This window comes from Pseudomonas sp. 43mfcvi1.1, assembly GCF_900115935.1.
GTDB lineage: Bacteria > Pseudomonadota > Gammaproteobacteria > Pseudomonadales > Pseudomonadaceae > Aquipseudomonas > Aquipseudomonas bijieensis.
The window spans coordinates 230375-252369 of record NZ_UETT01000007.1 but is presented as its reverse complement, the minus strand read 5'-3'; the positions used below and the strand labels follow the sequence as shown (position 1 = coordinate 252369).

Below are 21995 nucleotides of genomic sequence, written 5' to 3'. Positions count from 1 at the left end.
GACATCCTTGTATGTGTTCAATCTTTCAGCCATGCACCGGGCCTACTGTCCGGTGGTTCCGATGTGGGCATGACTGCGATTCACAGCGCTCCGAATCCTGGAGACTACCGCATATGAAGTATTGACCATCTCAGCCGATTCGTCTCGTGACATGTGCATCTGCACTGCATTTTTTTCTTCAAACTGGCAGGTGTGCATCGAAAACCGCTTCCTTGCGGTCCTCATGGCAGCTTACAGCGGGTGTTTCACTCCTCGTCTTCGCGTTGCAGTTCGAACAGCAGCAGCGAGCGCCCGGTGACGGAGTATTCAGAATCGAATTCGAAGCGCTCCTGTCCTCGAACGGCCGGTTGGTTGGTGTCGACCATGCAGGTCCAGAAACTGCCCTCGGGGACTTCCGGCAAGCTGAAATTGACGATGTCATGGTGTGCATTGACCACCAGCAGCAGCGTCGCATCGCCGCCCTTGCGTCGAATACCGGTCTCCTGGGCTCGCCCGTCCATCAGCATCCCCAGGCAGCGACCATGGCCGTCCTGCCATTGTTCAGTGGTCATTTCGCTGCCGTCCGGGGCCAGCCAGGTCACGTCCTTGACGCCGATGTCCTCGTTGTAGTTACCCACCAGGAATCGCCCGCGCCGCAGGATCGGGTAGGTCAGGCGCAATTTGATCAGGCGCTTGACGAACTTGAGCAGCGCCGCGCCATCCTCGCTCAGGTCCCAATTGACCCAGCCGATCTCACTGTCCTGGCAATAGGCATTGTTATTGCCGTGCTGGGTACGGGCAAATTCGTCGCCGGCAACGAGCATCGGGGTGCCTTGGGCCAGCAGGAGGGTGGCGAAGAAGTTGCGCATCTGCCGATGGCGTAGCGCGTTGATCTCCGGATCGTCCGTCGGGCCTTCGACGCCATGGTTCCAGGACAGGTTGTTATTGCTGCCGTCCTGGTTGTTCTCGTCGTTGGCTTCGTTGTGCTTGTCGTTGTACGACACAAGGTCATTCAAGGTGAAACCGTCGTGGGCTGTGACGAAGTTCACCGAGGCGTATGGACGCCGGCCACGCTGGTTGAACATCTCGCCCGAGGCTGTCATGCGGCTGGCGAAATCGGCGAGCTGGCCATCATCCCCCTTCCAGAAGGCACGCACCGTGTCGCGGAACTTGTCGTTCCACTCGACCCAGCCCGGCGGGAAGTGCCCCACCTGATAACCTCCAGGACCACAGTCCCAAGGCTCGGCGATCATCTTCACCTGGCGCAGTACCGGGTCCTGGCGGCAGGCAACGAGGAAGCTGTGGCGTTCGTCGAAGCCGTCATGGTAGCGGCCGAGAATGGTCGCCAGGTCGAAGCGGAAGCCATCGACGTGCATCTCCGTGGCCCAGTAGCGCAGGGAATCGGTGACCATTTGCAGAACGCAAGGATGGCTTAAGTCCAGGGTGTTGCCGGTGCCGGAGTCGTTGATGTAGTAGCGCTTGTCATCGGGCATCAGCCGGTAGTACGAGGCGTTATCGATGCCGCGCATGGACAGGGTGGGGCCTTGCTCGTTGCCTTCGGCGGTGTGGTTGTAGACCACGTCGAGGATGACTTCCAGATTGGCCTCGTGCAGGTGGGCGACCATCTCCTTGAACTCGGCGATCTTGCCGCTGGCCAGGTAACGTGGGTCCGGGGCAAAGAAGGCGATACTGTTATAGCCCCAATAATTGGTCATGCCTTTGTGCAGCAGGTGCTGGTCATTGACGAAGGCATGGATGGGCAGCAGTTCCACCGAGGAAACCCCCAGCTTGCGGATATGCTCCAGCACATCGTCGACCATCAACCCGGCGAATGTACCGCGCAGGTTTTCGGGTACCGCGGGGTGGCGCATGGTTAGGCCGCGCACATGGGTTTCATACAGGATGGTCTTGTCCCAGGGCACGCTGACGCGATGGTCGTGGCCCCAGGTGTGCGCCGGATCGATGACTTTGCACTTGGGGACGAACGGGGCGCTGTCACGCTCATCGAAACTGAGGTCGCCGTCGGGATGGCCAATGGTGTAGCCGAACAGGGCTTCGGACCACTTCAATTGACCGACCAGCTGCTTGGCGTACGGATCGATCAGCAGCTTGTTCGGGTTGAAGCGATGACCGTTCGCCGGGTCGTATGGACCATAGACCCTATAGCCGTAGATCAATCCCGGGTGGGCATCGGGCAGATAACCGTGGTAAATCTCGTCGGTGTATTCCGGCAGTTCGATGCGTTCGAGTTCGACTTCGCCGGCATCATCGAAAATGCACAGTTCGACCTTGGTGGCATTGGCTGAAAACAGCGCGAAATTGACCCCGAGGCCATCCCAGGTTGCACCCAGTGGAAAAGGCAGCCCCTCACGAATCCGCGAAGCCTCGATAACGGGCGGCGGCGTGGTTTTGTTTGGACGGGTCATAGTTGCTCCTGCAAAAGACAGACAGATATAGCGATGCGGTTCACTTGAGAGGGGTGGTTCCCCCTTCACCCGTGGCGAGGAGAGTTATCCCCGCTGTGTGGGACAAGTTGCTCTCTGTGGGAGCAAAGGTTGCGGCGATGAAGCGATGCGCTTGTTTCGCGAGCAAGCTTTGCTCCCACCTGGCAAGGAGACCGATGGGAGATGAATCAAACCGCTGGTGGTTTGCGCGCCGCCCGGGGCTTTTTATCCGCAGGCTTTTGCGCCTCGGTGGTCGCGACCGGTTTGGTCGCCGGCTTGGCCTTGGGGGTCGCGCTTTTTGGAGCGCTCTTGGCAGCGGTGCTCTTGGTCGCCACGGGGGGCTTGGCGCCATCCGCTTTGCTGGCCGTTGATTTGCTCGCCGCCTTGGGAGGCTTGCTGGGCGCCAGGGCTTCGGCTTCGGCGAGTTTGCGCGCCATCTCCCAGTGGCGTTTCTCCTGTCCGGCGGGCTTACCCTCGGACTCCCAGATCTGGTAGGCGAATTCGCGGATGCGTTTATCGTCGGTACTCATCGCAGTGCTCCTGATTCAACTCAAGATTGGATAAAGACATTGACCGGGAAATCCCCCAGTGCGGTGCTGATCAGCAGCTCCCTTTGGGGTGTGACTGTTGCACTTGAAAAAAGTCCCTTCAGTTTTTCCTCCTCGGCGGCGAACGGTAACGACACGCGGGTATCGCCCCAATCCGACGCAGCCACCAGCGGCACGGCACTGTTTTCCAGCAAGTGCGCCGCATGGATAGGCGCGACAATGATCGCCCGTTGTTGCCCGTCCTCACGCATGAAGGCCAGTACCCGTTGGGCCTGTTCGCCGAGCACTTCCAGCGGCTGGTAGCGGCCCTGGCGCCATAGCGACGGATACTCGGCTCGCACGGCCAGTGTCCTGGCGATCAATGCCTGTTTGACTCGCCCGTCACGCCAATCGCGTATCAGCGCGGCTGGAGAGTTGTCGGCCCGTAGCGCCTCGCGGCGGGCCTGGAAGTCCACAGGTCGGCGGTTGTCCGGATCAACCAGGCTGAAGTCCCAGAACTCGTTGCCTTGGTACAGGTCCGGTACGCCGGGTACGGTCATGCGCAGCAAAGTTTGCGCCAGACTATTGAGGGCACCCGCCGGGGCGATGGCCTGGACCGCCTCGGCGATGGCGCTGCGCAACGGCAGCCCCTCATCACCCAGCAGCAACCGTTCGAGAAACATCTGCGTCGCTTGCTCATAAGCGTCGTTGACGGCCGCCCAGCTGCTTTGCAGCTTGGCTTCACGCAAGGCCTTGCGTTGCCATTGCCACAGGCGTTCGTTGTAGTCGGCCAGGGCCTTGTGGTCCTGCAGGTTGAGGTCCAGCGGCCAGCTTCCGAGCAGCGCCTGGTACAGAATCAGCTCATCACCGGCCGAAGGCGCCGACGGGTCGCTGTGCAGCGAAGGCGCAAGGATGCGCCATTGCTCCACGCAGGCGGCATACCAGTCGGCGCGCTCGCTGAGTACGGCCAGCCTGGCACGGGTGTCTTCGCCGCGCTTGTGGTCGTGGGTGGCGGTGGTGATCAGGTTGTCGGGAAAGTGTTCGAGTCGCTCAAGGCAGGCGTGGTGGAACACCTCGGCCGGGGCGCTGAAGCGCTCGGTGTCATAGCCCACGTCATTGCGCGACAACAGCACTGCCGAGCGATAGAGCGCGGTGTCTTCCACGGCTTTGGCGGCGGCTGGCGAGGTCAGTTGCTGGAAACGCACGCAGGCATGGCGCAGGCGTTTACGCTGGCTGCCGCGCGGACGTTGCCGCCAGGGCATCCCACCGAGCCATCCGGCCAGGCAATCGAGCACCGGCCAGTCAGCTTCGCTGAGGGTTTGCCGGGCGCCTTCCAGGGCCTGGTTGAAGAACACTTCGTCTTCGGCCGACCGCCCCAGGGGCGTAATGTAGGTGCGATACACCGGGAAATGCACGATCAGCTCTTGCAAGGCCCGGCGGATCGCGCCCAGGGTCAGGTCGCGGGTCATCACATCGTCCCGGGCCACTTGCAGCAGGGCCTGGGCGACGCTTTCGAAGTCGCCGGCCAGGGAACCATTGAGAATCTGTTGGCGGGCCAGGCGCGCTTCTTCAATGAAGTGCGCCGGTCGCTCACTGTGCCGGCTCCAGAATTCGGCAAGGGGCTCGGCACCGGCCGGGTCATGCTGGAGCAGCGAAACCTGATTCATGAACTCGTAACCGGTGCTGCCGTCGATGTTCCAGTCCCGTCGCAAGGTTTCGCCATCGCCAAGGATTTTCTCGACGAAAATCGGCAGGTGCCGCGACGGCGAAAGCGAATCGACGCGTCTGCGCAATTTGCGGCAGTAACCGCGAGGGTCGGCAAGGCCATCGATGTGATCGATCCGCAGCCCGTCCACCAATCCTTCACCGATCAATTCGAAAATCTTGGCATGGGTCGCCTCGAATACCGCCGGACGCTCGACCCGCAGCCCGCCCAGTTCGTTGACATCGAAAAAACGCCGCCAATTGATATCGTCCGCGGCTGTGCGCCAACTGGCCAGGCGATAGCTTTGGCGCTCCAGCAATTGATGCAGGCGTTCGAAGCCCTGGGGCTGGGTAGAGTCGTAGCCGCCCAGGTTGTCCTCGATGGCGCTCAGGATGCCGTTATCTGTCGCCAGGCTTTGCAATTCTGCTTGCAGTGGGCGGGCGAGGGTGTGGGCATCGGTCTGGTAATTGAGCGTGGTGAAGCGCTCGGCCAGGGATTTGAGCGACTCGGCTTGCTCGGCGGGCAGGGTTTCGGCGGGTTTGAGCAGTTCGCCGTAGTACATCGGGCAAATGGGGAAGTGGTGTTCGTAGTGCTCGACATAGAAGCGGCCATGGGCGGCATCGAAGCGCAGTTTCAAGGTGCCTTCCTGCAACGCCACGCCGTAGTCGCTGCCCAGGAACGGCAGCAACAACTGGCCCTCCATCAGCGGGTCCGGGGAGTGCCACTGGATGTCGAAGAATTCACCGTAAGGGCTCAGGCGGCCCCATTCGAGCAAATCCAGCCACCAGGGATTGTCATTGCCGCCAACGGCCATGTGATTGGAAACGATGTCGAGGATCAAGCCCATCCGGTGCTCGCGCAAGGCTGCGACCAGGCGCTTGAGCGCTGCTTCGCCGCCAAGCTCGGGGTTGACCAGGGTCGGGTCGACGACATCGTAGCCGTGCATCGAGCCGGCCCGGGCCTTGAGCAGTGGCGAGGCATAGATATGGCTGATGCCCAGCGCGGCGAAGTACGGCACCTGGGGGATGGCATCGTCCAGGGTGAAGCCTTTATGAAACTGCAGGCGCAATGTTGCCCGCAGGGGTTGGATCAATGTCTGCTTCATCGGTCACGCTCGTTCGCCTGAAGTCTGGCACAGGCGAGTATTTCCAGACGCCGGGCGGCGTCCGGGTCATCCAGTAACGCCTGGCTTTGCTGGGTCAGGCGGCGGCGCCAATTGGGGTGGGTGTCGATGGTGCCCGGCAGGTTCGCCTGTTCCTCGATGCCCAGGGCGTCTTCGAGTGGCAGCAACACCAGCGGCGCGCGGGTGTGGCCGAGGAAGCGCACGCTGGCATCCAGTACCTGGTCGGTTTCGCGGTGTTCCTCGCGAAAGTTCTGCGGATCCTGGTTCAGTACCTGGCGCAGGCCTTCACGTTCGCGCTCGCGGTGTTTGCGCCAGTCCATTTCGGTGTGGGAATCGATCAGGTCCAGCCGGGCGTTCCAGTCGATGTCGTGACCGTGCCACCAGCCATTGAGCGTTGGCAAGTCATGGGTGCTGGTGGTTGCCAGGGCATTGTCCGGCCAATCGAGGATTGGCTTGAAGTGGGTGTTGTCCTGTTCGAACAACAGCACGCGCATGCCCAGGATCGAGCGGGCGCTGAGTTTTTCCCGCAGGCCATCTGGCACGGTGCCAAGGTCTTCGCCGAGCACAATGGCTTGGTGACGATGGGATTCGAGTGCCAGCAGGCGCAGCAGGTCGTCTACCGGGTAATACAGGTAGGCGCCATCGGAGGGTGGGGCGTCGTTAGGAATCACCCAGAGCCGTTGCAAGCCCATGACATGATCGATGCGCAAGCCGCCGGCGTGGGCGAAGTTGGCCCGCAACATTTCAATGAATGCGCGAAAGCCGTTACGCACCAGGCCTTCCGGGGAAAACGCGGAGATCCCCCAGCCTTGGCCGGAGCGGTTGAGAATGTCGGGCGGTGCGCCCACGGTCAGCGAAGCGAGCAGTTCGTCCTGTCGGCTCCAGGCCTGGCTGCCACCGCCATCGGCACCCACCGCCAGGTCGGCGATCAGGCCAATGCCCATGCCGCTGGATTTGGCTGCGCTCTGGGCACGTTCCAGGCAGCGAGCGATCAACCATTGGCAAAAGGCGTGGAAGCCGATTTCATCGGCATTTTCTTCGGCAAAATGGCCCAAGGCCGTACTGCGCGGATCGCGCCATTCTTCCGGCCACTGCCGCCAGTCGAGGCTTTCGCCGCGGGCGGCGCGTTCGGCCTGCAAGGCCTCGAAGCGGCAATGGTTCTCCAGGGCTTCGCCGCTGGTGTGACGGAAACTGCTGAAGTCTTCATGCAGCGGATGCTCGCCCTGGCTGAAGCCGTCGTAAAGGGCGCGCAGAATTTTCTGCTTGGCTTGGGCGGCGACCGGCCAGTCGATCAGTGGCTGCTCTTCCAGGGTACGCAGTTGATTGGTCAGGCCGGTGGCGTCGATGGCGGTGCGCAGGGCGCGTTCGCCGAGGATGGTCCCCGGCGCCGCGTACAGGCTGTTGAGAAACAGTCGGCTCGACGGTGAGTAGGGGCTGTAGCGCCCGGTGTCGCTGCTGAACATGGCATGCATCGGGCTGATGGCAATGGCCTCGGCCCCGCGCTCGCCGGCCACCCGTGCCAGTTCCTCCAGGGCTTGGGTATCACCGAAGCCGCCGTCACCGGGACGCCTGAGGGCATACAGTTGTGCGCTCAGGCCCCAGGCCCGTGGTGTCGGGTCGTCCACCGCATCGGCCACGCTGTAGCAACGGGCCGGTGCGACGGCGAGGGTGAAATGCTGGTCCTGGATGCTGACATGCTGATAACCCACTGGGACCATCCCCGGCAGCTTGGCGTCGGCATCGAGGTTCAGGTTCAGTGTCGCGCCATCTTCGAGTTTGATTTCGCAAGGCGTCCCCGCCTCGAAGTAGCGGCTCAAGTCCAGGCTGGCCCCGACGTCGGCGGTGATCAGCGGTGGCAATTGATGGTTCTGTTGAGCTTCCTGCAACTGCAGCAGGCTGGCGTCGATTTCCTGGGCGCTGCCGGCTGGGTGGCCCAGGCCGGTAAGGACCGAGCGCAAGACGGTCGGCGAGACTTTCTGGGCCCGGCCATTGGCATCGATCCAATCCACCGCCAGGCCCGCTCTTGCGGCGAGGATTTCCAGTTGCGCATCGCTCATAGGCGCTCTCCAGTGATGTTGGGCAAGGTTGTCGCCTGCGTCAGACTGACCAGCGCGCTGTAGGGCGCAAGAACGCCCTGTTGCAACAGACCCTCGAGCGGCTGCGGATGTTCGAAAAGAATGCGTACCTCTTCCGGGGCGCTGTGTGCGACGGGCTGATCACTCAGGTTCAGGTCGATGCGCAACACACTGCCATCGCCCAGCCGCCAGCGTGCGCTGACGGCGCCACGGCCCAGCACATCGGCGCCCAGGGCCTGGGCTCCGGGCAGGCGCGGGACGATTTCTTCACGGCGAATTTTCAGCAGTTGCCGATATAGCGCCTCGTTGGCCTGTTGCTCCGGGCCTTGCGATTCCAGGCTCGGGCGTGAAGCCTCGAAGGTGCTGGCCGCGTTGGGGTCGGGAATCTGTTCGCGTTTCTGCGGATCGGCAAAGGCACTGAAGGCCTTGAACTCGCTGCGTCGGCCTTCGCGTACGAGTTCTGCCAGCTCGCCGTGGTGGCTGGTAAAGAACAGGAACGGTTGTTCGGCCGCCACCTCGTCGCCCATGAACAGCAGCGGGATCATCGGTGACAACAGCAACAAGGCTGTCGCCGCTTGCAGGGCCTGGGGCACGGCGAGCTGATGCAGGCGTTCGCCCAGGGCTCGGTTGCCGATCTGGTCATGGTTCTGCAGGAACAGTACGAACGCGCTCGGCGGCAGGTGCCCACTGGGTTCGCCCCGGGATTCGCCATGGCGATTGATGTGGCCCTGGAAGACGAACCCCTGGCTGAGGCAACGTGCCAGTTGTTCCGTCGGCTGTTCGGCATAGTCGGCGTAGTAAGCGTCGGTTTCACCGGTCAGCAGCACGTGCAAGGCATTGTGCCCGTCGTCGTTCCACTGGGCGTCGTAGCCGTGTTCCAACAGGCTGGCCTGGTTGTGTTCGTTTTCCACGGTCAGCCAGACATGCCGGACCGGGTCTACCTGCTCGCGCACCCTGGCCGCCAGCTCCTGGAGAAAGTCCGGGTCTTCAATGGCGTGTACCGCGTCCAGGCGCAAGCCGTCGAAACGGTATTCCAGGAGCCACATGAGCGCGTTGTCGATGAAAAAGTCCCGTACCTCACGGCGCCGGAAATCAATCGCCGCGCCCCAGGGCGTGTGCTTGTCTTCGCGAAAGAAGCCCTTGGCGTAGCGGTGCAGGTAGTTGCCGTCGGGGCCGAAGTGGTTGTAGACCACATCGAGGATGACCGACAACCCATGGCCGTGGGCGCTGTCGATCAGATGCTTGAGCTGTTCGGGTGTGCCGTAGGAGGCCTGGGGTGCGTAGGGCAGGACGCCGTCGTAGCCCCAATTGCGATCCCCAGGAAACTGCGCCAGCGGCATCAGCTCGATAGCGGTGACGCCCAGCCCGGCCAGGCGTGCCAAATGCTGCTCGACTCCGTTGAAACCACCCAGGGCGCCGACGTGCAATTCGTAAATCACGGCTTCGTGCCAGGGGCGGCCGGACCATTGAGTGTGCCGCCATGAATAGGCATGCGGGTCGACCACCACGCTGTGGCGATCGATATCGCCGGCCTGGGCGCGAGAGGCTGGGTCCGGCACTTCCAGCTCGCCATCGATGTTGTAGCGGTAGCCGGTGCCAGCGGGGCAACGGGTCTGGATCATGAACCAGCCGTCGGCTTGGGGCAGTAGCGGTATTGAATCTCCAGTGTCGAGCTCGACACTGACAAAAAAGGCATCCGGGGCCCAAAGGGCGAAGCGGGTGTGCTCCTCATCCAGCATGACCGCCCCGTGGGTCCATGTCTCAGGCGTCCTTGACGTCATTGTTACCTCATTGTCTGGCCGATTTTCCCAGTGACTTAGCCACCAGCTGTTCGTAGAGTTCGGCGTAGGGTTCGACGGCCTTGCACCAGTTGAACGGCGCCGACATGGCCCGGCAGCGCATGGCGTTGAGCAGGTCGGGGAACTCGAAGACCTTGAAGGCCCGGCTCAGGGCCTGTTTGTAGCTTTCCACGGTGGACTCATCGAACAGGAAGCCGGTGATGCCATCTTCGATAGTGTCTGCCAGGCCTCCGGTATTGCGCGCAACCGGCAGTGAGCCGAAGCGTTGGGCGTACATCTGGCTCAAGCCGCAGGGCTCGTAGCGAGACGGCATCAGCAGGAAATCGCTGCCGGCGAACATCCGCCGCGCATCGGTTTCGTTGAAGCCGATGCGCACGCCGATGCGTCCGGGAAAGCGCAGCGCGAGTTCGCGCATGGCCTGTTCTTCTTCCGGTTCGCCGCGGCCAATGATGGCGATCTGGCCGCCGGACTCGACGATGAACTCGGCGACCGCTTCGGTCAGGTCCAGGCCTTTCTGGTAGACCAGGCGCGAAACCACCGCGAATAGCGGGCCAGTGGAGTCATCGAGGCCAAAGAGTTCACGCACGTGGCTTGCGTTGACTCTCTTGCCTTCCCAGTCGCCCATGGCGAACTGGCGGAACAGATGCGTGTCGGTGGCCGAGTCCCAGCTTTCATCGATGCCGTTGGGGATGCCGCTGAGCAAGCCTTGTTGGGTCTTGGCCGCGAGGAAACCGTCGAGCCCGCAACCGAACGCCGGGGTGGTGATTTCCTGGGCGTAGGTGGCGCTGACGGTGGTGATATGGCTGGAGTAGGCCATCCCGGCCTTGAGGAACGACAGCTTGCCGTAGAACTCCATGCCTTCCTGTTGCAGGGCGTGCTCGGGGATGCCCAGTTCCGGGCAGGACGCCAGGCTGACGACGCCCTGATAGGCCAGGTTGTGGATGGTAAACAGCGTAGGGGTGCGTTGCCCACGCCAGTGCATGTAGGCCGGTGCCAGCCCGGCTGGCCAGTCGTGGGCGTGGACCAGGTCCGGGCACCAGTGGATCTGCGCGAGGTTGGCGGCGATGTCGGCGGCGGCCAGGCCCAGGCGGGCGAAGCGAATGTGGTTGTCGGGCCAGTCGCGACCGTTGTTGGCGCCGTAGGGGGAGCCTTCGCGGGCAAACAGTTCCGGGCAGATCAGTACGTAGATCACCAGGCCGTCGGCCATGTCCATGCGCCCGATCTTGCAGGGCGGCAGTGCTGCGTGGCCGCCCAGTTCGCCGATGATGTGGATCGGATTACCGCTGTTCATCACTTGCGGATAACCGGGGATCAGCACCCGGACATCATGCAGCCCGGCCATGGCCCGGGGCAATGCGGAGGAGACGTCGCCCAGGCCGCCGGTCTTTACCAGGTCGGCGATTTCCGAAGTGACGAACAATACTTTCTTGCGGTTGGGATTCTGTCGAACGACGGGGAGCAGTGCCTTGCCGCCGGTGGCCAGCACCGGTGCCGTTGGCGATTCGGCCGCCGGCGGTAATTGCGAACGGACTTGTTGTGGTTCCAAGGCAGCACTGATCATAAATATCTCCCATTTTCTCGATCTGTTTCCGGCAAGCGCCAGAGCTGTTGTTTCATTGGCCGAATCCTGCGGCCAGGCGCACAAGCGCTACGCAAGGAAAGCGAACGGCTACCCAATGCGGCGAAGCGAATCAGCTGTGAAGGAGCTGTTGCAATGACCAGTGCAAGGACTGCACCAGTCGCTGTTGCCCTACCTCTAACCTGACCTGTCGCCGTTGCGAAAAGTTTCGACTTTTTTTCGTCCGGATGACCGGTCGGTTTTCTCCCCGGTTAGGCAGTCTAGGTCAGAACTTAGAGCGGTGCGGCTCGGTTCGTCGCATTGTCCGACAATCACGGTTTTTGTCGGCAATCTCCTACACGACAAAGAGGGATACGCACCGACGAAGTGCAGTTTCCTGAAAACAAAAAGGTGTAAAGGGGCAGCCTTGTGTCATCGGCGTGCGCGATGGAATGGCGTGATGCACCATTGGGGGGCGGGCGGAATAGAGGCGTTTTGATGGCTATTGTCTGCGCTGGAAGCACACTATCCTGTGGGAGCGGGTTTGCTCGCGAATGCGGTGTATCAGCCAGCAAATGTGTGGCTGACAAACAGCATTCGCGAGCAAGCCCGCTCCCACAGAGAGGTATTCAGGATATTTGGGGCCGGGGCTCAGCCCGTCGGCGTCAGCAACCGAATCGGCTGGCCCGCCGCCCATGCCAGCAGGTCTTCGATCATCAGGGAATAGAACCGCTGGTAATTCTGTCGGCTGACGTAACCCACATGAGGCGTGGCCAGTACGTTTTCCAGGGTTCGGAAGGGATGGGCGGCTGGCAAGGGCTCCTGGGCGAAGACGTCCAGGGCGGCGCCAGCCAGGCGCTGGTGCTGGAGGGCGTCGATCAGGGCGGCTTCATCGACGATCGGCCCGCGTGAGGTGTTGACCAGCAGCGCCTCGGGCTTCATCCAGGCCAGTGCCTGGGCATCCACCAGGCCGCGGGTGCGTTCACCGAGCACCAGGTGGATCGAAAGAATGTCGGCCTGCTCGAACAAGGCCTGCTTGCTGACGTAGGTCACGCCGACTTCGGCGGCTCGCTCGGCGCTGAGGTTCTGGCTCCAGGCGATCACCCGCATGCCGAATACCTGGCCGAACTGCGCCACCCGCGTACCGATGCTACCCAGGCCGAGGATCGCCAGCGTCTTGCCGTGCAGGTCGCCGCCCAAGCCTTGCTGCCAGAGGCCGGCGCGCAGGGCATTGGCTTCCTGTACCAGGTTGCGGGTCAGGGCCATGATCAGCGCCCAGGTCAGTTCGGGCGTGGCGTGCTTGTAGCTGTCGGTCCCGCACACCTGGATGCCCAGTTCGGCGGCAGCCTTGAGGTCCAGGGCGGCATTGCGCATACCACCGGTGAGCAACAGCTTGAGATTGGGTAGGCGGCGCAGCAGGCCTTCGTCGAACAAGGTGCGCTCACGCATCACGCAGATCACTTCGAAGCGCTGCAGGCGCTCGGCGAGGGTGTCGCGGTCGGCGGGATAGTCGTGGACAAACGTCACCTGGCCGATGCGGTCCAGCACCGACCAATCCACCACGCCACGTGCCACATCTTGCCAATCGTCTATGACTGCTATTTGCACCGCCATGGAACACCTCGTCAGGGAATGGGTTTGTCCAACCAGCCCAGCAGGGCCTTGTGGAACCGGTCCGGCTCTTCCATCTGAGGGGCATGCCCCAGATTGGGGAACTCCACCAGAGTCGAACGGGGAATCAGCTCGGCCACCTGTTTGCCCAGCACCTCGTAGTGACCCAGCCTGGCCTTGACCGCCGGCGGCGCGATGTCACTGCCGATGGCGGTGGTGTCGGAGGTGCCGATCAGCAGCAGGGTGGGTACGGTCAATTCTTTGAACTCGTAATAGACCGGCTGAGTGAAGATCATGTCGTAGATCAGCGCCGAGTTCCACGCCACTTGGCGATGCCCCGGGCCTTTGTTCAAGCCGGCGAGCATGTCTACCCAACGCTCGAACTCAGGCTTCCAGCGGCCTGCGTAATAGGTCGTGCGCTCGTAGTTGCGAATGCCCTCGGCGGTGACTTTCAGTTCCCGCGCGTACCATTGATCCACAGTGCGATAGGGGACGCCCAAGGCTTTCCAGTCTTCCAGGCCGATGGGGTTGACCATCGCCAGGCGTTCGACCTGGTCGGGAAACTGCAAGGCGTAACGGGTGGCGAGCATGCCGCCGGTGGAATGACCGAGGATGATGGCTTTCTGCACACCGAGGGCCTTGAGCAAGGCCTGGGTGTTGCTTGCCAATTGCTGGAAGCTGTACTGGTAATGCTCGGGTTTGCTCGATGTGCAGAAGCCGACCTGGTCCGCCGCGATGACCCGATATCCGGCCTCGCTGAGGGTCTTGATCGAATCGCCCCAGGTGGCGGCGCAGAAATTCTTGCCGTGCATCAGCACCACGGTGCGGCCATTGACCTTGCCTTGGGCTGGCACGTCCATGTAACCCATCTGTAACGACTGGCCCTGGGACTGTAAGGCGAAATGCTTGAGGGTGTAGGGGTATTCGAAGCCCTCCAACTGCGCACCGTAGGCCGGGCCTTCAGGCGGGTTGGCGGCCTGGGCGAGCAGGGGCAGGGCGGCGGTGAGGAACAGGCTGGGCAACCAGCGCGCGGTGATGCGGGACATGGTCAATCTCCTTATGGCCGCCGCCGATCCTGGTGCGGCCCGATTATGGCGACATTAACCACAGGCAATCGAACGACGCGAACGTTCAGTCCATCCAGCCCAGTGTCGCCAGGGCGAGAACGCCATAGCGCAGGCCCTTGGCAAGGGTCACGAGCAGCAGGAAGCGCCGCCACGGTTCGCCCATCACTCCGGCCACCAGGGTCAACGGATCGCCGATGATTGGCAGCCAGCTGAGCAGCAGTGACCAGCGACCGAAGCGTTGGTAATGCCCACGAGCCTTGTCCAGGTGGGTGGGACTGACCGGAAACCAGCGCCGGTCCTTGAAGTGCTCCAGGCGCGTGCCCAGCCACCAGTTCACCAGTGAACCCAGGACATTGCCGAACGTGGCAACCCCCAGCAACAGCCAGGCTTCATGGCGCTGGCTGAGCAGCAGGCCGACCAACAACGCCTCGGATTGCAGCGGCAACAGGGTTGCCGCGCCGAAGGCCGCGAGGAACAGGCCGATGTAGGCTTCGCCCATCAGTGGGCCGGATAGTCCGCCACCACGGTTTGGGTCCCGTCTTTTTTCAGGCCGATCACTTGATAAGCGTCGCTCATACCGTCCATTTCCATGCCGGGCGAGCCCATGGGCATGCCCGGTGCGGCCACGCCGAGCAAGTCATCGCGCTTGCTCAACGCCAGCACCTGGTCGGCCGGGACGTGGCCTTCGACGAATTTGCCGTTGATCTCGGCGGTGTGGCAGGAACGCAGGTTCGGCGCCACGCCCAGGCGCTGTTTGACCAGGCTCATGTCGGCTTCGACATGGTCGTTGACCTTGAAGCCGTTTTCTTGCAAATGCGAAATCCACTTTTTGCAGCAACCGCAATTGGCATCGCGGTGTACATCAATGGTGACCGGTTCGGCGGCCTGGGCCAGGGTGGAGACGAACAGGGCGCTCAAGGCGAGCAAGTGCAGGGGGTGGGCCATGGAGGTGGTCTCGTATCAAACGGTTTGAAGGGAGGATAACAGAGTAGCGAGCGTGAGCTGACAGGGGGCTGAGGCGGGGATTACACAATTGTCAGGTTGAGAGGGAGACAATTCGCAGAGGAATGGAAACCACTGAACCCTGTGGGAGCGAGCCTGCTCGCGATGATGGCAGCACAGGCGCCATCACCGCAGTTGACCCACCGCGATCGCGAGCAGGCTCACTTCCACAGGTTTTGTGGCGGGAGCAGATTCAGCGCACCTTGAACCGCCCCATGATCGCATTCACCCGAGCATTGGCTTCCAGCAGTTGCCGGGTGTTGGCCTCGCTGGCCAGGCCGCCTGCCACCAGTTCTTCCACCATGTGACGGATCTGCACCATGCTGCGATTGATCTCCTCGGTCACCGCGCTCTGTTGCTCGGCGGCGGTGGCGATCTGGGTACTCAGGCTGTTGATCTGGCTGACCGAGCCTGCCATTTCGTCCAGCCCGGAGTTGACTCGGGATGTGGCATCGGCGGCCGACTGGCAACTGGCCTGGGTGTTTTCCATGGCTGAGACCGACGAGCTCACGCCTTGTGTCAGGCGGGTCAGCATTTCGTTGATTTCCGAGGTGCTGGCCTGGGTGCGGGCGGCGAGGGCACGTACTTCGTCGGCCACCACGGCAAACCCACGGCCTTGCTCACCGGCCCGGGCAGCTTCAATGGCGGCGTTGAGAGCCAGCAGGTTGGTCTGCCCGGCAATGGCGCCGATGACGCCGAGAATTTCGGTGATGCGCTGCGCGTCCTGTTGCATGCTCTCGACCTTGCGAGTGGCGCTGGCCACTTCATCGATCAGCGCCACCACACTGTTGGACGCCTCACCGACCACTACGCGGGAGCGGTCGGCATGCTCGTTGGCGCGCTGGGTGAACGCTGCGGTCTCGGCCGCATTTTGCGCGACGCTTTCGGCCGTGGAGCTCATCTGGGTGATGGCGGTCACGGTCTGGTCGGTTTCCGAAGCGTGGCGCATCAGGATTTCACTGGTGTGGGCGGAGGTCCGTTGCAGATCGCCCAGGCTCGATGCCATGGCGCCAGTGGCCTGGGTGACCTCGCCGATCATGCTTTGCAGGTAAGCGATGAAGCGGTTGACCGAATGACCGATCGCCCCCAGTTCATCCTCGGCCCGGATAGTGATACGTCGAGTCAGGTCGGCATCGCCCGTGGACAAGGCGTCGATGTTGCCCTTGAGGACCTTCATGCGGTGGGTCAATTGACGGATCGCGTAAAGCTGCATCAATACCAGCAGGATCACCATCGGAATCTGCAGCAGGCTCAGTGTGCTCAGTACATCGTCGCGCTGGGCGGTGATCAGCCGGGTTGGCAATGCGGTCGCAAGGAACCATGGCGAACCCTCGATAGGGCGCATGAAAAACGTGCTGGCCTCGCCCTTGTTGTCGAACTCGACCCGTTGCAGCGGCTGGTCGCGCTTGGCCAGGCCAGCCTGGACCTGGGCGGCGAATGGTGAGGTTGCCGCCAGTTCGCTGATGTTCTTCAGTACGATCGGTCCGCTGATGCGCGAACTGTTGCTGATGATCTTGCCGTCGCCTTCGACGATCAGCATCTCGGCGCTCAGGTCGGCTTCCTTGCGTGCCACCAGGTCATTGAAGAAACCCAGGGTCACGTCGATGGTGGAAACGCCATAAGGCACGCCGTTCTTCTGGATGGCCATGGCGCAGTTGGTGCGTGGTTCGGCGCTGGCGTCGTCTTTATAGGCCGCGGCCCAGGCGCATTTGCCCGGCGGGGTGGCCATGCCGCCCTTGTGCCAGGGTTGTTCGTAATAGTTGGGCGCGGCGTCACTGTTCCAGAAGGTATTGACCGCCAGCTTGCCGGACGCGTCGCGGTGCCAGAAGGTGCTGAATTTATTGCGTCCCTCGGCCCGCTGGTTGGGCAACGGCCAGATCCCGCCGCCAAAGACTTTCAACTCGCCGTACTGATCCACCAGCCCCGGCAACACTTTGTCGATGGCATCGCTGTCCAGCAGCGGGATGGTCTGGGTGATGCTGCGTTGCTGCGCCTGCACCTTGTTCAGTTCGCCCTGGATCTGCTCGGCGACCTCGGCGATGCGGTTCAAGGCCACTTGCTCTTCGGTCTGGCGCAACTTGGGCGCGACCAGATAACTGATGCCCACCACGGTCAGGATGGATAACACCAGCATGAATACAATCAGGAACAGCGTGTAGCGAGCCTGAATAGTTCGGAATGAGGGCATGTGGGGAGTCCTTGCACGAAGGCGACTTTCTGCAGCAGGCGGATGGGCAGTCCTGTATGTATCGGCCTGCGGTGACGCAGCTTTAGGAGAGGGCAAGGTGGGATGAGAGGTTGGCGAGGAAGCGGCTTCCTCGCCAAGGGGCATTAGCGGGGCATGTCGAAGCCCGGGCCGCCACGGTGGTCAGGTCGATCCCCATGACCGCGGTCGTGGGGGAAAAACAGGCAGCCACTCAGGGTCAGGGTGGACAATAAGGCAAGCAACAGGCTGATACGACGAAACATACATAATTCCTCATGATAAACCGCCGCGGTTGCGCGAATACGCTCCTTCGGCTGTACCATGGGACCCCGTTGGCAGCCCGTCATCCCCGCAATTCGGTAGGGACTTGGCAAGCCTTCGGATACAGAACGGATACATTCAGGAAATTGGTAATGACTCATTCACAACGTTTGAAATACTCGATTCTGATCGTCCTCGTCGTCCTGGCAATCATGCTGGGGCTGTCCTGGATGCAAGGCAAGGGCATGATCAGCGAGCAGCTGTTTCAATACATCGCCATCGCCGTGGCGGTCATCGTGGTGGTGATCAACGGCGTGATGCGGCGCAAGGTCAAGTCCTGAGCGCCGGCTTCAATCCTCGGCCTGGAGCACGGCCATCGCACTGGGGTGCAGGCAGTAGCTTTTATCCGGGTTGAGGGTGACGACTCCCTCGCTGCACAGGCGTTTCAACACCTCGCGCACACTGAGAAAGGACAATGGAATGTCCAGCCCCAACAACTGGCTGTGCACGCCGCGCACGCCCAGGCTGCGATTTTCGTTGGCGGCCTTGAGCAGCGCGTCGATGACTTTGAGGCGAATCAGGCTGGTCCTGAGCCCGAAACTCTTGAGCAAGCGCCTGATGTGGTCGTTGCCGCCTCGATCTGCCGGCTTGTCGAATACACGGTGGGGGGCGCTCAGCGAGACGCCGCTCGGCCTTGGCTTGCCCTCCATGGGCTGTTGCGCGTTACGCATGCAAAAACTCCTTACAAGCCTGATCAGAAAAGGTCACGGATACTCTCCTGTAATAGGACGAACGAGGATTCGCAATCATGAGGACCATGATGTGAAAAAATTGCCCGTGCTTCGTCAAACCCCCGTATTCAAACGGCTGCCAGCCATTAATTTTTTTTCATCCGGTTCGTTTTGAAGGTAGGCACATTCCGGCTCAGCACGCGGCGTGTGATTTCCCAGGCGGGCCGAGTGTTTGTCTACTTCGCACCGGTAGCCGTCCTGGTTTCTGAAGTTTTTATCAGGAGTGAGCGTGAGAATGTCCGGGCAGTTATCGAGGATTGGCCTCGCAGGCGCTTTTCTGGGGATCGCCCTCGGGCTCAGTCCCGTGGTCAATGCGCAGGATGATGGGCAGCAGGCCAGTGCCGAGATCCGTCGCACCCGTTTTGGCGTGCCGCATATCCGGGCTCAGGATGAGCGCGGGCTGGGTTATGGCATCGGCTATGCCTACGCCCAGGACAACCTGTGCCTGCTGGCCAATGAGATCGTCACGGTCAACGCCCAGCGCTCGCGCTATTTCGGGCCGCAGCAAGTCACGGTCGAACAGCGGGAGAACCGCGTCAGCGATGTGTTTTTCAGTTGGCTCAACACACCGCAAGCGGTTTCCGGTTTCTGGCAGGCCCAGACGCCTCAAGTGCAGCAACTGGTCGAAGGCTACGTGGCGGGCTACAACCGTGCGTTGGTCGAGCGCAAGGCCAAGGGCCTGCCGGAACAATGCGCTGGCGAGTGGGTGCGGCCGATCACGGCGCTGGACCTGGTCAAGTTGACCCGTCGACTGTTGGTGGAAGGTGGCGTCGGCCAATTCGCCGAGGCCCTGGCCGGTGCACAACCGCCCCAGGCGACGGTACTCACGGGTGTTCCAGCCAGCGGTTTCGCTGCCGCCGCAACCCGCCAGCAGCGTTTTGCCCTGGAGCGTGGCAGCAATGCGCTGGCCATCGGCAGTGAGCGCTCGTTCAACGGCCGCGGGATGTTGCTGGCGAATCCGCATTTTCCATGGTTGGGCGGCATGCGTTTCTATCAGATGCACCTGACCATTCCCGGCAAGCTGGATGTCATGGGGGCGGCCCTGCCGGGCCTGCCGATGATCAACATCGGCTTCAGCCAGCATCTGGCCTGGACCCACACTGTCGACAGTTCAAAACACTTCACCCTGTACCGCCTGCAACTCGACCCGAAGGATCCGACTCGCTACCTGCTCGACGGCAAGTCTGTGCCGATGAGCCAGCAGACGGTCGCGGTCGACATCAAGCGACCTGACGACCAGGTGCAGACGATTTCCCGAGTGGTCTATGGCTCGCAGTTCGGCCCGATCGTGCAATGGCCCGGCCGGCTGGACTGGGACAACCGATTCGCCTACAGCCTGCGGGATGCCAACCTGGAAAACGATCGTGTGCTGGCCCAGTGGTACGCCATGAACAAGGCGGTCACGCTCAAGGATTTGCAGGACGCCGTCCATGAGATCCAGGGCATTCCCTGGGTCAATACCCTGGCGGTGGACGATCAGGGGCAAAGCCTCTACATGAACGTGTCGGTGGTGCCGAACGTCGACGCCGATAAACTGGCCCGGTGCAGCGATCCCAGGGCCGGGCTGCAACTGATCGTGCTGGATGGGGCTCGCAGCGGATGTGCCTGGGGGATCGATGCCAAGGCCGTGCAAAAAGGCATCTATGCCGCCGACAGGCTTCCGCAGTTGCTACGCCGCGATTATGTGCAGAACTCCAACGATTCGGCCTGGATGGTCAACCCGTCGCAGCCGCTGTCCGGTTATTCCCCATTGATCAGCCAGCAAGGCCAGCCGCTGGGACTGCGGGCGCGTTTTGCGCTGGAACGGATGGCCGCGCTGGCCAAGGATGGTCCGGTGAAGGTGGAGGATTTGCAGCGCATGGTCATGGACGATCAGGTTTACCTGGCCGACCAGGTGATGCCGGATCTACTCGGCGTTTGTGCCGGTGACCTGGGGCAGGACGCTTCGGCCCTGGTCGAGGTTTGTGCCAGCCTCAAGGCCTGGGATCGTAAGGCCGGCCTGAAGAGCGGCCTGGGGTTCGTGCATTTCCAGCACATCATGGAAGAGGTGCGGGCTGCCCCGGGGTCGTGGCGCGTCGCGTTCGATCCCAAGGACCCGCAACACACCCCGCGAGGCCTGGCGATCGAGCGACCGCCTGTACTCAAGGCCGTGCGCGAAGCCATGCAGGCCTCGGTGGAAGCGGTGAAGGTCGCCGGGTTGTCGAAGGACAGCCAATGGCAAGATATCCAGGTGTCCAGCAGCGGCGGTCGACTAACGCCGATCCATGGCGGCCCCGGGGAGCTGGGCATCTATAACGCGATCCAGAGCGTGCCGGGGGCGAACGGTAAGCGGGAGGTGGTCAGCGGTACCAGCTATCTACAAGTGGTGACGTTCGACGGTAAAGGTCCGCAGGCCCAGGGCTTGTTGGCCTTTTCCATTTCCAGCGATCCGGCATCGCCTTACTCGGCAGATCAGACCCAGGCGTTTTCGCAGAAGCAGTGGAGTGTGCTGCCGTTTACCGAACAGCAGATCAAGGCCGACCCGCACTATCAGGCGCTGATTATCCGTGAGCGCGATGAGGCGGGCAGGGTGGTAACGCAGTAACTTTTATTGGGCTGTGGACGAGGGGGAGCTCACATCCCCGATGGATGCCGGCTGACCTACCGTTATCGCGAGCCTGTGGAGCAAAGCTTGCTCGCGATGACGTCGTCACAGACATCACCTCTATAAGGCTGTAAAACCGCTATCGCGAGCAAGCTTTGCCCCCACCGGGGGAGGTTTCAGTTATTGGTTGGCCGTTGCCCGATGGAATTGAGGACCGGGTTGCCGTCCTTGTTCTGGGTCAGGTAGACCGGCAGTACTTTGGGCAGCGAAGGCACCAGGTTCTGCACTTCACTGATGTTGTAGACCCCCCCGATACGCAGGCCGCCGGTGCTGTTGTCGGCCAGCATGACGGGACGGTCGAGGTAGCGGTTAATCAGCGGCAGTGCGTCGCTCAGGGCGAGGTTATCCAGCACCAGCTTGCCATTGCGCCACGCCAGTGAGCTGTCGTTGGGGGCTATCTCACGGACTTGTGGCTGGTGGTCGCCCGCCTTGTAGCTGGCCTGCATGCCCGGGGAAAGCGGCAGGCCGTCACGGCTGAACGCCTGGTTGCTGGTCACCCTTACCGAGCCCTCCAGCAGGGTGACCCGTACCTGGTCCTGGTACATCCAGACGTTGAAACGAGTGCCGGTCACGCGTACCTGGCCTTGGCCAGCCCGAACGACAAATGGATGCTGCTTGTCATGGCTGACGTCAAAAAACGCCTCGCCCTTTTCCAGCGTTACCCGACGCTCGTTTTTGTAGTTGGCAAATACCAGCTCACTGCCCAGGTTGAGTTCTACCTCGCTGCCGTCGCCCAAAGTGACGTGACGTACGCTTGCGCCGGCTTCGAAGCGCTCATAGGAGTTGGCAACCCAGCCCAGGTTCCAGCCGGTGTAGGCGGCGATGGGCAGACCCACGACGAACACCGCAGCGGCGACCGCCAGGCGGCTCCAGCGCGACCGTGGGCGGGGCGCTGGAGCTGCCGGCGCCGACTCGACGCGCGGCAGATGATCGGCAACCGCCCAGATCTCCAGCATGGCTTGGTATTCGAAAGCATGCAGGGGATCGGCATCGTGCCACTGCTTGAACGCTTGCCGTTCGGCATCGGTGCAATCGACGGCATGCAAACGCATGCACCAATGGGCAGCGGCATCGGTGATGGCGTCGTATTCGGCTTCCGAGAGGGTATGTTCGGTCATTGACTCTTCCTGGTTTGCCGCATTCTAACCTTCGGCATGAGCTGCCGAGAACAGCCGTCATGGCATTTACGCATCAATGAGCCCG

At 62.0% G+C, this 21995-nt stretch carries 16 protein-coding genes; 2 read left to right on the top strand and 14 right to left on the bottom strand.

The features are described from left to right. Positions 1–245: 245 nt before the first annotated feature. From glgX to DTP52_RS31205, 12 genes are all read right to left on the bottom strand, one after another. On the bottom strand, positions 246–2405 hold the full coding sequence (gene glgX / locus DTP52_RS15800) for a glycogen debranching protein GlgX (RefSeq protein WP_109754191.1): 2160 nt from the start codon (positions 2403–2405) through the stop codon (positions 246–248). A gap of 206 nt (positions 2406–2611) precedes the next feature. Continuing rightward, on the bottom strand, positions 2612–2953 hold the full coding sequence (locus DTP52_RS15795) for a DUF2934 domain-containing protein (protein ID WP_109754190.1): 342 nt from the start codon (positions 2951–2953) through the stop codon (positions 2612–2614). Positions 2954–2973: 20 nt separating this feature from the next. Next, positions 2974–5760, bottom strand: a complete 2787-nt coding sequence (locus tag DTP52_RS15790) for a malto-oligosyltrehalose synthase (RefSeq protein WP_109754189.1) — start codon at positions 5758–5760, stop codon at positions 2974–2976. Next, a complete protein-coding gene (gene malQ, locus DTP52_RS15785) occupies positions 5757–7835 on the bottom strand; it encodes a 4-alpha-glucanotransferase (protein WP_109754188.1) in 2079 nt (692 codons plus the stop codon). Before malQ ends, DTP52_RS15790 begins: the two co-directional genes overlap by 4 nt. Continuing rightward, positions 7832–9634: a malto-oligosyltrehalose trehalohydrolase gene (gene treZ, locus DTP52_RS15780; RefSeq protein WP_109754187.1), complete on the bottom strand. Its 1803-nt coding sequence runs from the start codon at positions 9632–9634 to the stop codon at positions 7832–7834. Before treZ ends, malQ begins: the two co-directional genes overlap by 4 nt. A gap of 7 nt (positions 9635–9641) precedes the next feature. Then, a complete protein-coding gene (glgA, locus tag DTP52_RS15775) occupies positions 9642–11213 on the bottom strand; it encodes a glycogen synthase GlgA (RefSeq protein ID WP_109754186.1) in 1572 nt (523 codons plus the stop codon). Between the two features lie 648 nt (positions 11214–11861). Then, on the bottom strand, positions 11862–12824 hold the full coding sequence (locus DTP52_RS15770) for a D-2-hydroxyacid dehydrogenase family protein (protein ID WP_109754185.1): 963 nt from the start codon (positions 12822–12824) through the stop codon (positions 11862–11864). Positions 12825–12835: 11 nt separating this feature from the next. Continuing rightward, entirely contained in the window at positions 12836–13867 is a 1032-nt protein-coding gene (locus DTP52_RS15765) for an alpha/beta fold hydrolase (RefSeq protein WP_109754184.1), read from the bottom strand. A gap of 85 nt (positions 13868–13952) precedes the next feature. After that, positions 13953–14387 (bottom strand): YqaA family protein, encoded by a 435-nt coding sequence (locus DTP52_RS15760; RefSeq protein WP_109754183.1) that lies wholly within the window; start codon positions 14385–14387, stop codon positions 13953–13955. Then, positions 14387–14833, bottom strand: a complete 447-nt coding sequence (locus tag DTP52_RS15755; protein WP_109754182.1) for a DUF411 domain-containing protein — start codon at positions 14831–14833, stop codon at positions 14387–14389. Before DTP52_RS15755 ends, DTP52_RS15760 begins: the two co-directional genes overlap by 1 nt. A 250-nt stretch (positions 14834–15083) precedes the next feature. Next, positions 15084–17078, bottom strand: coding sequence for a methyl-accepting chemotaxis protein (locus DTP52_RS15750; protein ID WP_109754181.1), 1995 nt, complete (start codon positions 17076–17078; stop codon positions 15084–15086). A 143-nt stretch (positions 17079–17221) separates the two neighbouring features. Next, positions 17222–17359, bottom strand: coding sequence for a hypothetical protein (locus DTP52_RS31205; protein ID WP_014338251.1), 138 nt, complete (start codon positions 17357–17359; stop codon positions 17222–17224). A gap of 150 nt (positions 17360–17509) precedes the next feature. On the opposite strand from DTP52_RS31205, the gene DTP52_RS15745 reads away from it, so the two are divergent. After that, entirely contained in the window at positions 17510–17698 is a 189-nt protein-coding gene (locus DTP52_RS15745) for a hypothetical protein (RefSeq protein WP_003202135.1), read from the top strand. 9 nt (positions 17699–17707) lie between these two features. Here DTP52_RS15745 and DTP52_RS15740 read toward each other — a convergent pair whose 3' ends face one another. After that, positions 17708–18088 (bottom strand): fe2+ zn2+ uptake regulation protein, encoded by a 381-nt coding sequence (locus DTP52_RS15740; protein ID WP_109754180.1) that lies wholly within the window; start codon positions 18086–18088, stop codon positions 17708–17710. Positions 18089–18383: 295 nt separating this feature from the next. Between DTP52_RS15740 and DTP52_RS15735 the strand changes: the two genes are divergently transcribed. Next, positions 18384–20732 (top strand): acylase, encoded by a 2349-nt coding sequence (locus tag DTP52_RS15735; protein ID WP_109754179.1) that lies wholly within the window; start codon positions 18384–18386, stop codon positions 20730–20732. Between the two features lie 176 nt (positions 20733–20908). Here the strand turns inward: DTP52_RS15735 and DTP52_RS15730 are convergent, their stop codons facing one another. Continuing rightward, the gene (locus DTP52_RS15730; protein ID WP_109754178.1) at positions 20909–21910 is read right to left on the bottom strand and encodes a FecR family protein; all 1002 of its coding nucleotides are present in this window, start codon (positions 21908–21910) and stop codon (positions 20909–20911) included. Positions 21911–21995 lie beyond the last annotated feature (85 nt).

What these genes read in the sequence shown, in the direction of transcription:
- glgX (WP_109754191.1), bottom strand. Translation starts at nt 2,405, where the DNA reads ATGACCCGTCCAAACAAAACCACGCCGCCGCCCGTTATCGAGGCTTCG.
- DTP52_RS15795 (WP_109754190.1), bottom strand. Translation starts at nt 2,953, where the DNA reads ATGAGTACCGACGATAAACGCATCCGCGAATTCGCCTACCAGATCTGG.
- DTP52_RS15790 (WP_109754189.1), bottom strand. Translation starts at nt 5,760, where the DNA reads ATGAAGCAGACATTGATCCAACCCCTGCGGGCAACATTGCGCCTGCAG.
- malQ (WP_109754188.1), bottom strand. Translation starts at nt 7,835, where the DNA reads ATGAGCGATGCGCAACTGGAAATCCTCGCCGCAAGAGCGGGCCTGGCG.
- treZ (WP_109754187.1), bottom strand. Translation starts at nt 9,634, where the DNA reads ATGACGTCAAGGACGCCTGAGACATGGACCCACGGGGCGGTCATGCTG.
- glgA (WP_109754186.1), bottom strand. Translation starts at nt 11,213, where the DNA reads ATGATCAGTGCTGCCTTGGAACCACAACAAGTCCGTTCGCAATTACCG.
- DTP52_RS15770 (WP_109754185.1), bottom strand. Translation starts at nt 12,824, where the DNA reads ATGGCGGTGCAAATAGCAGTCATAGACGATTGGCAAGATGTGGCACGT.
- DTP52_RS15765 (WP_109754184.1), bottom strand. Translation starts at nt 13,867, where the DNA reads ATGTCCCGCATCACCGCGCGCTGGTTGCCCAGCCTGTTCCTCACCGCC.
- DTP52_RS15760 (WP_109754183.1), bottom strand. Translation starts at nt 14,387, where the DNA reads ATGGGCGAAGCCTACATCGGCCTGTTCCTCGCGGCCTTCGGCGCGGCA.
- DTP52_RS15755 (WP_109754182.1), bottom strand. Translation starts at nt 14,833, where the DNA reads ATGGCCCACCCCCTGCACTTGCTCGCCTTGAGCGCCCTGTTCGTCTCC.
- DTP52_RS15750 (WP_109754181.1), bottom strand. Translation starts at nt 17,078, where the DNA reads ATGCCCTCATTCCGAACTATTCAGGCTCGCTACACGCTGTTCCTGATT.
- DTP52_RS31205 (WP_014338251.1), bottom strand. Translation starts at nt 17,359, where the DNA reads ATGTTTCGTCGTATCAGCCTGTTGCTTGCCTTATTGTCCACCCTGACC.
- DTP52_RS15745 (WP_003202135.1), top strand. Translation starts at nt 17,510, where the DNA reads ATGACTCATTCACAACGTTTGAAATACTCGATTCTGATCGTCCTCGTC.
- DTP52_RS15740 (WP_109754180.1), bottom strand. Translation starts at nt 18,088, where the DNA reads ATGCGTAACGCGCAACAGCCCATGGAGGGCAAGCCAAGGCCGAGCGGC.
- DTP52_RS15735 (WP_109754179.1), top strand. Translation starts at nt 18,384, where the DNA reads ATGTCCGGGCAGTTATCGAGGATTGGCCTCGCAGGCGCTTTTCTGGGG.
- DTP52_RS15730 (WP_109754178.1), bottom strand. Translation starts at nt 21,910, where the DNA reads ATGACCGAACATACCCTCTCGGAAGCCGAATACGACGCCATCACCGAT.